Below are 8,750 nucleotides of genomic sequence, written 5' to 3'. Positions count from 1 at the left end.
TTCTGTTTTGTCCAGCTCCGGCAGCTAGGCTCTCGAGGTCATAAGCTGTCTTGGCCATAAGGGCAAAGAGCGCCCTTACGTCCAAGCCATCTTATGCTTGTCGAAGGCCGACAGGAAGTCGGACAGTCATGCGTTGCCACAGGACGTGGCGCATTTAGCATGACTTCCTTTACTAATGTTCCGCTTTTCTAAATTGTCCAGCTCCAGGCGCCAGCCCTTCGAAGTCATAAGCCATCTTGATCAAGAGGTCAAAGAGCGACCTCATGCTCAAGCTGTCTTATGCTTGTCAGAGCCCGACACGACGTCGGACAGTCATGCGTTGCCACAGGACGTGGCGCACTTAGCATGACTTCCTCTTTATGGCGCCTTCCGCTTTTCGATTTGTCCAGCTCCGGCAGCTAGGCTCTCGAGGTCATAAGCTGTCTTGGCCATAAGGGCAAAGAGCGCCCTTACGTCCAAGCCATCTTATGCTTGTCGAGCCTGAGCAAGCTGCCTCCGCTTTTCGATTTGTCCAGCTCCAGGCGCCAGCCCTTCGAGGTCATAAGCCAATCATCTTAAAAAGGCAAAGAGCGCCTTTTGAAGCTGCTCGTATTATGCTTGTCAGGGCTGAGCGGCGCCTTCCGCTTTTCGATTTGTCCAGCTCCGGCAGCTAGGCTCTCGAGGTCATAAGCTGTCTTGGCCATAAGGGCAAAGAGCGCCCTTCCGTCCAAGCCATCTTATGCTTGTCGAGCCTGAGCAAGCTGCCTCCGCTTTTCGATACTAATAAGGAGTGTTTAAGAATTGAAAATATTATGGGATTTTGATGGTACGCTTTTTGACACATATCCGGCTTTTACGGAAGCTATGTATGAGCTGCTGGATGGAAAAGCCGCTAAGAAAGACATTTTAACGAAGCTGAAGGTATCATTTTCTCATGCAGCAGAATATTTTGAGCTGACTGATGAGCAAGTCATGGAATATAAGCGAAATCAGGCAGCCATGAAAGCTTCTGAAAAGCCCCCTTTCCAAGGAGTGAAGGAAGTCCTGGATTTTGCAGAACTCAATGTCATTATGACACATAAACCCAGGGCTGAAGTAGATGACATTCTGCAGCACTACGGAATGAGACATTATTTCAAAGAAATAGTTGCAGGGGATGATGGTTATAAAAGAAAACCTGATACCGCTGCGTATAAGTATCTTCATAATCTTTATGGCATTGATCTTGTTATTGGAGACAGACTTCTTGATATTCTGCCTGCAAAACAGCTGGGAATAACCACTTGCTTGTTTCAGAATTCAGAAGTAGGTGCAGATTTTTATTTAGAGAATTATAAAGACTTTTTCCAAAAATCCTTAGTGTGCGTCAATAGTTCTATTCAATGATGTATGATATAGGGGATATATACATATTTTACCATTCACGTCAGGAGGCATTTAGACGAGAGTAGAACAAAGAATTGCAGGATTTGTATTAATCGCAGCCGGAATCATATTTAGTTTCACTTCATTAGGTTATGGGCGAGATTTTTGGGCTTATTCTTGGCCTTAAATCCTCATCCTATTAGGAACAGCCTGTCAAATCAGTTTTTTTACTGGCGGACGAAAACAAAGCGGCCTGCTCGTTCCAGGCGGGCTTCTTACTGTACTTGGTCTGCTTTTTGGATTTGAAACTGCAACCCACTGGAATTATTCAGGATATACATGGCCCCTATATTTGGTTGCAGCGGCAATTGGTCTTTTTCAATATTACTGGTTTGGAAGTCGGGAAAAAGTACTTCTCATCCCGATTACTGTTCTAAGCGCTGTTGCCCTCTTTTTCTTTTTGGATGGACTTCTTCCTTTACAGCTGGCCAGCTTTTGGCCGCTTGTTCTCCTTGCTGCAGGATTTATCCTTTTATATTTCAGCAGAAGAAAAGAGCATGCCGGCAAGAAAACATTGTAAACCTGGCAAATGTCAGGTTTTTTTGTGTTTTTTAAAATGTAATTAAATAAATTTAAATTCTGAGAATGCTGAACGTAAAGGATTCTTTATTCAATTAGGATGCAGCTTTCTATGTATAAAGTAAAGATATATGCACAAAATAACTCTCGACTACAGTGAAACAGAGGCAGATGGATGAATAAATCACCGAGAAGATATGCTGCAAGCATGAATACTGTTTCAACTAACCTGTTTCATTTTAGAAATCCCTGGGTCATTGCCTGGTGGTCAGCAGCATTTCCTGGATTTGGTCACTATTTGCTGGGGAAATTGTTTACCGGTTTTCTGCTGATGGTGTGGGAAGTAATCATTAATAATCTTGCTCACCTGAATGAAGCCATTGTGTACAGCATGACTGGCAGGTTTCATAGAGCTGCAGAGGTTCTGGACATGCAGTGGCTTCTGCTATACATAGCACTTTATATATTCACAATTTGGGACAGCTTCAGAAGAACAACGGAGTATAACAAATATTATATCCTTGCATACAGGGAAGGCTACAATATTTCATCACATTGCCTCTCACCTTATGAGATCAATATATTGGTTAAAAGAAAGCCGTTATATGCACTCTTCTGGTCTCTATTGGCACCGGGGCTGGGGTATTTTTATCTCAATCGACTGCCATCTATCATTTTTAACCTGCTTCTTTGGATTGTCGTTGCTTATTACTCACATATTTATGAGCTCCTCTTTTTATCCCTCACAGGGCAGTTCCTTTCTGTCCATGAAATAGTAGAATATCAGTGGCTGTTGTATGTGCCATCTTTATACTGTTTTATCGCATACGACTCTTATATCAGCTGCATTGAATATAACAAGCTGTTTGACAAGGAGCAGGCCAGATATTTAAAGAGTCACTATCAGCATCTGAATTTTAAAATGCCTCAATAAAGGTGGTCAGCATGTATATCATTGCGACTTTTCCCTATGGTACATCCTTGGAGCTGGCTCTTTCAGAGCTTCATACAAAAGGTGTCAGCAAAAATGAGATCATGGTCATACCTCTTGATAAGAAAAATTCCGATGTTCCGTTATTTGACACTATTCACCACACTGACGGAAGAAGCTTTGTAGATCTGGCAGGTGTTTTCGGTGTTATCTTTATGCTGCTCGGAGTTATATATGGGACTGTTCTCTATCTGGGACCAATTCTTTGGGGATTATTCGGATTGATTTTTGGCTTGCTCTTAGGTTATATGCTCGATGTTTTTTCAACGAAGCAGAAAAACAAACGCAAAAAATTAAGAGATGCGGGAGATGCAGTTGTTCTCATTATATCTAAGAATGTTTCTTATGAAAGTATAGAGCATATTTGCTGGACACATTCTGCTCTCGGAGTAGGAAGATTGTCAACAGAGGAAAATGCAAATAATACTTGGCAGTAAAAAAGGTTCATGTTATATTAATAAAGTTACAATTGGATAATAATCCGCATGAAAGCTTTGCGGGAGAGGTTCTAGCACAACCCTCTATAAAAAACTAAGGAAACTATATCCTTTGATATAGTATTTTTTTTGTTTTTTATATGATGATGGGCACCTCTGACAGCAGGGGGCCCTTTTTTCATGTTAATAGCTTTCACTCTGATCCAGCTTTAAGGAATTTCAATATATTTGATCTCTATACTGTTAAGAACAAGCTGTAAACAGGAGTATTCCTGTGCCTGATAAGGAGGAATAAGGATGAAAAAAGAAAAAGCACTTGTGGTCTTCAGCGGGGGCCAGGACAGCACAACCTGCCTGTTCTGGGCTCAGCAGCAATTTGGAGAAGTCGCAGCTGTTACCTTTAATTATAATCAGCGTCATAAACTTGAATTGGAGGTTGCAGAGAATATTGCCAGGAACCTTGGAATAGAACATCATCAGCTGGATATGTCCCTGCTGCATCAGCTTGCTCCAACTGCTTTGACGCGAAGTGATATCCAGATAGAAGAAAGGGAGGGTGAGCTGCCATCCACTTTTGTTCCTGGTAGAAATCTGCTTTTTTTAAGCTTTGCAGCAATTCTGGCTAAACAGATTGGGGCAAAACATATCATCACAGGAGTATGTGAAACAGACTTTAGCGGTTATCCGGACTGCAGGGATATTTTTATAAAGTCCTGCAATGTCACGATTAACTTGGCGCTGGATGATCAGCTTGTTCTTCATACACCGCTCATGTGGCTGAATAAAGCACAAACCTGGAAGCTTGCAGATGATCTTGGAAGGTTGAATTATGTCAGAGAACAAACGTTAACCTGCTATAACGGAATTGCGGCAGACGGCTGCGGTGAATGTCCTGCTTGCAAGCTGCGCATAAACGGTCTGCATGAGTATCTAAAAGAGAAGGAGGGGGCTGCATTATGATACAGCAAATGTATCCGCAGGTTTTTCATCCTTATTGCTACGAACTGAACAAAGATATGCATATTGCGGCTGCTCATTTTGTGCCGCATCCGTCAGCAGGCAACTGTCGAAATCTTCATGGCCACACATACTTCGTGAATGTGACGATTGCTGGAGACAAGCTGAATGAATCAGGTTTTTTAGTAGATTTTAAAAGGCTGAAGGATCTCATACATGGCAGATTTGATCACCGCATCTTAAACGATGACAAGGAACTTTTCAACAGCGATTCTTCTGACGATTTTCCGACGACAGAAGCAGTGGCGAGAAAGATATGGGAAATTATTCAGAAAGACCTTGACGGGCTTTCTCATTCACCGCAATGTGTTCAGGTTTTTGTAAGGGAAACACCGACAAGCTATGTTGTCTATCGGCCGAAGAAGGTGCAGGAAAATGAATAAAAGTATTCCTGTCCTCGAGATATTTGGTCCTACTATTCAGGGAGAAGGCATGGTCATTGGGCAAAAAACCATGTTCGTCAGAACTGCAGGATGCGACTATTCTTGTTCCTGGTGTGATTCTGCGTTCACTTGGGATGGTTCTGCAAAGGACGATATCGTCCAAATGACAGCAGAAGAAATTTTGGAAAAGCTAAACCTCCTTGGAGGAGATATGTTCTCACATGTCACAATTTCCGGAGGTAATCCTGCATTGCTGAAAAATCTGGGATATTTAACAGAACTATTAAAAAGTAACGGTATGAAAATAGCAGTCGAAACGCAAGGCAGCCGCTATCAGTCATGGCTGGCAGATGTTGACGACCTGACGATTTCTCCCAAGCCGCCAAGTTCCGGTATGACCACTGATTTTGAAAAGCTTGATGATATATTTCTCCAGCTGCAGGAGAAAGGCTCGCTGGCTTCAGCCAGTTTAAAAGTGGTTATTTTTAACGAAGAAGACTTAGAGTTTGCGAAAAAAGTGCATAGAAGATATCAAAACATCCCTTTTTACCTTCAAACAGGCAATGAAGATGTGCATGAAATCAATGACGACACACTGATATCTAAACTGCTAAGACGCTATGAATGGCTGATAGATCAGGTTACGGCAGATAAAGACTTAAATGCAGCCAGAGTACTTCCGCAGCTTCATACGCTGATATGGGGTAATAAACGCGGAGTGTAAAATTGAAAGGAGAACAACACATGAGCGGTAGAAAAGATGAAGAATTAACAGGAGTAACATTACTCGGAAATCAGGGTACTAATTATTTATTTCAATATTCTCCGGAAGTATTGGAGTCTTTTGAAAACAAGCACAGCAACAGAGATTACTTTGTGAAATTCAACTGCCCTGAATTCACAAGCCTTTGTCCTAAAACAAATCAGCCGGATTTTGCAACAATTTATATAAGTTATATACCAGACGTATTAATGGTAGAGAGTAAATCACTTAAGTTATATTTGTTCAGCTTCAGAAATCATGGTGACTTTCATGAAGATTGCATGAATATTATCATGAATGACCTGATTGAATTGATGAATCCCCGCTATATTGAAGTGTGGGGCAAATTTACGCCGCGCGGAGGCATCTCTATTGATCCTTACACAAATTACGGCCGCCCTGGTACAAAGTATGAAAAAATGGCGGATTACCGAATGATGAATCATGATTTGTATCCAGAAACAGTGGATAACCGTTAATTCATCTTTTTTCATACTGAAAAAGCAGTCCGCTTCACTAAGAAGCAGGACTGCTTTTTTAAGTTTTACTAGAGGCTGTTCTAGTCTCTTACATTATTGTTTGTCGCTGTCTCTATTCCGCTGACTTTTCCTGTCTTTCGCAGAATCATGCTTTTTGCCGGAATGATCCTTTGACGATTGACGGTCCCGTTTCTTATCTGAATCCTTTTTGCTCCCGCTGTGCTGCTTGGAACTATTTTTGTTTTTCGCCATCTATCCCTCTCCCTTCTTGATATAGTGTATTCAAAAGGTAACGTGCAGCTTGGACTTTTTGCTGCTGCCTTTTCTATTTTACGGAAGCTCCCCTATGGCAGGGGATAAGGGAGAGGGGGTGATTGGAGAGGGCAGATCTGCTCCTCTCATGTATAATTCTTTCTCTTTATCCATATCCTAGCACTATTCTGTTAGAGGAGTGTGGGGCATGGAAGAGAACCGCGTAAAGCAAATTTTGTCATCTTCGGCTGACATAGAAGTTACATATCAAGGTGTATCTGTATGGATAGACAGTCTTCATGATGATGGGAAATTTGCAACTGTTCATTTAAGAGGACCTCTTGAAGAAAGATCTGTTGTTGAAATACAAGATTTACTTGAAGAAGGACGATAGTAGTTTAGGTCTTAAGAGGGTGAGAGCGGGGAGACAGCGAATCTAAAAGAGCTGTGACGGCAGGACCGTGTGATATGTCGTAATCCCGCTTTTCAGCTCCTTATTACCATTCAAAAGCAATGTTATTTCAAAAAAAGACACAAAGGAAAAAATTCCTCTGTGCCAGTTTTATCTCTCTGTTACAATACGATAGTTTTTATGATTCACGACTGTTCTGGCATCCAATTCTAAGTCGCTGAAATCATCCATTATCGTTAAATCCACAATAACTGAATTTTCGTTTACCTTTTCAACAATCCCCTTCAGCCCGTCTTTAAATTCAATGACGTTGCCCACCTTGGCTATTTTCATAGTTTCTCTCTCCTTTAACTTCTTCTAGAAAAACCCATTGAAAACATTTTGCACTATTTTATCTGTTAAGTAAAGGCTTTCTGAAAAATCTGTGCATTTAGTATGAACAGCTTTCTTATTTTTGGTATATTAAGATAATCATGAAAAAAAGGAGCATAAGCAATGGAAAAAACAGGACTTGTTCTTGAGGGCGGAGGAATGAGAGGCATATATACTGCCGGTGTTCTTGAGTTTCTTATGGAGAAGAATTTATATTTTCCATACGTGATTGGGGTGTCAGCGGGTGCCTGCCATGCTGCCTCCTATTTATCGAGGCAAAGAGGAAGAAACAAAAAAGTCATCATTGATTATATTAAACATCCGAGGTACCTATCTCTGCAAAATTTTTTAAAACAACGTGAGCTTTTTGGTATGGATTTTATTTTTGATGACATACCCAACATACATGTGCCTTTTGATTTTCAAGCTTACAGGAATGGAACAGAGGAATTTGTGATAGGTACAACCGACTGTGAAACAGGCAAGCCTGTTTACTTTTCCCGTGAAGAAACAGGAGAGGATCTGCTGACTTATATCAGGGCATCCAGCTCTCTTCCCTTTTTCTCCCCGGTCGTCAGCTTCAAGGGGAAAAAACTGCTTGATGGCGGTATTTCCGATTCGGTTCCAATCTTAAAATCTGAAAAAGATGGCAATAAAAAGAATGTTGTCATTCTGACCCGAAATAAAGGATATAAAAAGTCACGAACTAAGATGGAGTGGCTGTTGAGAAGAAGTTACAAAGAGTATCCAAAGCTGATGGAAACAATGCTCAGCCGCTATCAACTTTACAACGACACAACAGCCTATATTGAAGATGAAGAAAGGAAGGGAAATGTTTTTGTGATTCGTCCCCTGTCTCCTATGCAGGTGGGAAGAGTGGAGCGAAATCCAGTAAAGCTGGAGAAATTATATGAGCAAGGATATCATGATGCAGCATCCCGTTACACCTCTCTTCAGAATTGGATGGAGTAACCTGCTGGGCATGATGCAGCAGATTAGTTTTATCTCTCCTCTCTTCGGGAAAACAGTAAGAACTAAGAAAGGGGAGATTATGATGAAAAAAGTATTAGTTGTTGGAGCTAACGGAACTACTGGAAGGTTATTGACTGAACAGCTCAGCAAAATGGAAGGCTTTGAACCATTAAGTATGATCCGAAAAGAGGAACAGGCGGAAGATCTTAAAAGACTTGGCGGAGAACCTGTCCTTGCTGATTTGGAAGAAGACGTAACAAATGCAGTAAAAGGGGCAGATGCTGTTATTTTTGCTGCGGGATCCGGATCGAGCACCGGACCTGAAAAAACGACTTCTGTTGATCAGGAAGGTGCGAAAAGAGTAGTGGATGCTGCTAAAGATGCAGGGGTAAAGCATTTTGTCATGCTGAGTTCCATGGGAGCTGATATTCCTGAAAACGGTCCGGACGAAATGCAGCATTACCTGAACGCCAAGTCCAACGCAGATGAACATCTTATCAGATCTGGTCTATCCTATACAATCGTGAGGCCGGGTGGTCTTACTGATGAAAAAGGGACAGGCAAAATCCAGGCAGCAGAAAGCATTGAAGATAAAAGCGGCTCCATTCCAAGAGAGGATGTAGCAGCTGCATTAATTGCATGTCTCTCTGTAGAAGAGGTTGACGGCAAAGTCGTTGAAATTCTCTCAGGACAAACACCTGTTGAAGATGCGTTAAAACATGCATTCAGCTGATTAGACAATTTCTTTC

13 protein-coding genes and 1 riboswitch are annotated in these 8,750 nt (G+C 41.6%); of the genes, 11 read left to right on the top strand and 2 right to left on the bottom strand.

Annotation, left to right across the window (positions count from 1 at the left end):
* Nucleotides 1-780 precede the first annotated feature (780 nt).
* The 8 genes from GJU40_RS09165 (at nucleotide 781) to queF (ending at nucleotide 5,993) form a co-directional block, all read left to right on the top strand.
* Nucleotides 781-1,365 carry an HAD-IA family hydrolase gene (locus GJU40_RS09165; protein WP_154307457.1) on the top strand — a complete coding sequence of 195 codons (585 nt, stop codon included), beginning with the start codon at nucleotides 781-783 and terminating at the stop codon, nucleotides 1,363-1,365.
* 331 nt (nucleotides 1,366-1,696) lie between these two features.
* Nucleotides 1,697-1,924: a hypothetical protein gene (locus GJU40_RS09160; RefSeq protein ID WP_154307456.1), complete on the top strand. Its 228-nt coding sequence runs from the start codon at nucleotides 1,697-1,699 to the stop codon at nucleotides 1,922-1,924.
* 174 nt (nucleotides 1,925-2,098) lie between these two features.
* Nucleotides 2,099-2,857, top strand: a complete 759-nt coding sequence (locus tag GJU40_RS09155; protein ID WP_154307455.1) for a hypothetical protein — start codon at nucleotides 2,099-2,101, stop codon at nucleotides 2,855-2,857.
* Nucleotides 2,858-2,868: 11 nt separating this feature from the next.
* The gene (locus GJU40_RS09150; RefSeq protein ID WP_154307454.1) at nucleotides 2,869-3,351 is read left to right on the top strand and encodes a hypothetical protein; all 483 of its coding nucleotides are present in this window, start codon (nucleotides 2,869-2,871) and stop codon (nucleotides 3,349-3,351) included.
* Nucleotides 3,352-3,410: 59 nt separating this feature from the next.
* A riboswitch (PreQ1 riboswitch) is annotated at nucleotides 3,411-3,455 on the top strand.
* A 193-nt stretch (nucleotides 3,456-3,648) separates the two neighbouring features.
* The gene (queC, locus tag GJU40_RS09145) at nucleotides 3,649-4,311 is read left to right on the top strand and encodes a 7-cyano-7-deazaguanine synthase QueC (protein ID WP_154307453.1); all 663 of its coding nucleotides are present in this window, start codon (nucleotides 3,649-3,651) and stop codon (nucleotides 4,309-4,311) included.
* Nucleotides 4,308-4,751 carry a 6-carboxytetrahydropterin synthase QueD gene (gene queD, locus GJU40_RS09140; protein WP_154307452.1) on the top strand — a complete coding sequence of 148 codons (444 nt, stop codon included), beginning with the start codon at nucleotides 4,308-4,310 and terminating at the stop codon, nucleotides 4,749-4,751. The genes queC and queD overlap by 4 nt, the downstream gene beginning before the upstream one ends.
* Nucleotides 4,744-5,475 (top strand): 7-carboxy-7-deazaguanine synthase QueE, encoded by a 732-nt coding sequence (gene queE, locus GJU40_RS09135; RefSeq protein WP_154307451.1) that lies wholly within the window; start codon nucleotides 4,744-4,746, stop codon nucleotides 5,473-5,475. The genes queD and queE overlap by 8 nt, the downstream gene beginning before the upstream one ends.
* Before the next feature lie 20 nt (nucleotides 5,476-5,495).
* Complete coding sequence (gene queF, locus GJU40_RS09130; RefSeq protein ID WP_154307450.1) at nucleotides 5,496-5,993, top strand: preQ(1) synthase; 498 nt, start codon at nucleotides 5,496-5,498, stop codon at nucleotides 5,991-5,993.
* A gap of 93 nt (nucleotides 5,994-6,086) precedes the next feature.
* Here the strand turns inward: queF and GJU40_RS09125 are convergent, their stop codons facing one another.
* Complete coding sequence (locus GJU40_RS09125) at nucleotides 6,087-6,245, bottom strand: hypothetical protein (RefSeq protein ID WP_154307449.1); 159 nt, start codon at nucleotides 6,243-6,245, stop codon at nucleotides 6,087-6,089.
* 208 nt (nucleotides 6,246-6,453) lie between these two features.
* On the opposite strand from GJU40_RS09125, the gene GJU40_RS09120 reads away from it, so the two are divergent.
* Complete coding sequence (locus GJU40_RS09120; RefSeq protein WP_154307448.1) at nucleotides 6,454-6,639, top strand: H-type small acid-soluble spore protein; 186 nt, start codon at nucleotides 6,454-6,456, stop codon at nucleotides 6,637-6,639.
* A 168-nt stretch (nucleotides 6,640-6,807) separates the two neighbouring features.
* Here the strand turns inward: GJU40_RS09120 and GJU40_RS09115 are convergent, their stop codons facing one another.
* Complete coding sequence (locus tag GJU40_RS09115; protein ID WP_154307447.1) at nucleotides 6,808-6,990, bottom strand: YkvS family protein; 183 nt, start codon at nucleotides 6,988-6,990, stop codon at nucleotides 6,808-6,810.
* Nucleotides 6,991-7,152: 162 nt separating this feature from the next.
* Here GJU40_RS09115 and GJU40_RS09110 point away from each other — a divergent pair, with 162 nt between their 5' ends.
* Both GJU40_RS09110 and GJU40_RS09105 read left to right on the top strand, forming a co-directional pair.
* On the top strand, nucleotides 7,153-8,001 hold the full coding sequence (locus GJU40_RS09110) for a patatin-like phospholipase family protein (RefSeq protein WP_154307446.1): 849 nt from the start codon (nucleotides 7,153-7,155) through the stop codon (nucleotides 7,999-8,001).
* 82 nt (nucleotides 8,002-8,083) lie between these two features.
* Nucleotides 8,084-8,734, top strand: a complete 651-nt coding sequence (locus GJU40_RS09105; RefSeq protein WP_154307464.1) for an SDR family oxidoreductase — start codon at nucleotides 8,084-8,086, stop codon at nucleotides 8,732-8,734.
* Nucleotides 8,735-8,750: the final 16 nt, after the last annotated feature.

The sequence above is a fragment of the Metabacillus lacus genome (assembly GCF_009674805.1).
Taxonomy (GTDB): Bacteria; Bacillota; Bacilli; order Bacillales; family Bacillaceae; genus Metabacillus_C; species Metabacillus_C lacus.
The sequence above is the reverse complement of the archived record's forward strand: the minus strand, read 5'-3'. Positions and strand labels throughout refer to the sequence as shown.

Coding starts and splice junctions, on each gene's coding strand:
- GJU40_RS09155 (WP_154307455.1), top strand. CDS start 2,099: ATGAATAAATCACCGAGAAGATATGCTGCAAGCATGAATACTGTTTCA.
- GJU40_RS09150 (WP_154307454.1), top strand. CDS start 2,869: ATGTATATCATTGCGACTTTTCCCTATGGTACATCCTTGGAGCTGGCT.
- queC (WP_154307453.1), top strand. CDS start 3,649: ATGAAAAAAGAAAAAGCACTTGTGGTCTTCAGCGGGGGCCAGGACAGC.
- queD (WP_154307452.1), top strand. CDS start 4,308: ATGATACAGCAAATGTATCCGCAGGTTTTTCATCCTTATTGCTACGAA.
- queE (WP_154307451.1), top strand. CDS start 4,744: ATGAATAAAAGTATTCCTGTCCTCGAGATATTTGGTCCTACTATTCAG.
- queF (WP_154307450.1), top strand. CDS start 5,496: ATGAGCGGTAGAAAAGATGAAGAATTAACAGGAGTAACATTACTCGGA.
- GJU40_RS09125 (WP_154307449.1), bottom strand. CDS start 6,245: ATGGCGAAAAACAAAAATAGTTCCAAGCAGCACAGCGGGAGCAAAAAG.
- GJU40_RS09120 (WP_154307448.1), top strand. CDS start 6,454: ATGGAAGAGAACCGCGTAAAGCAAATTTTGTCATCTTCGGCTGACATA.
- GJU40_RS09115 (WP_154307447.1), bottom strand. CDS start 6,990: ATGAAAATAGCCAAGGTGGGCAACGTCATTGAATTTAAAGACGGGCTG.
- GJU40_RS09110 (WP_154307446.1), top strand. CDS start 7,153: ATGGAAAAAACAGGACTTGTTCTTGAGGGCGGAGGAATGAGAGGCATA.
- GJU40_RS09105 (WP_154307464.1), top strand. CDS start 8,084: ATGAAAAAAGTATTAGTTGTTGGAGCTAACGGAACTACTGGAAGGTTA.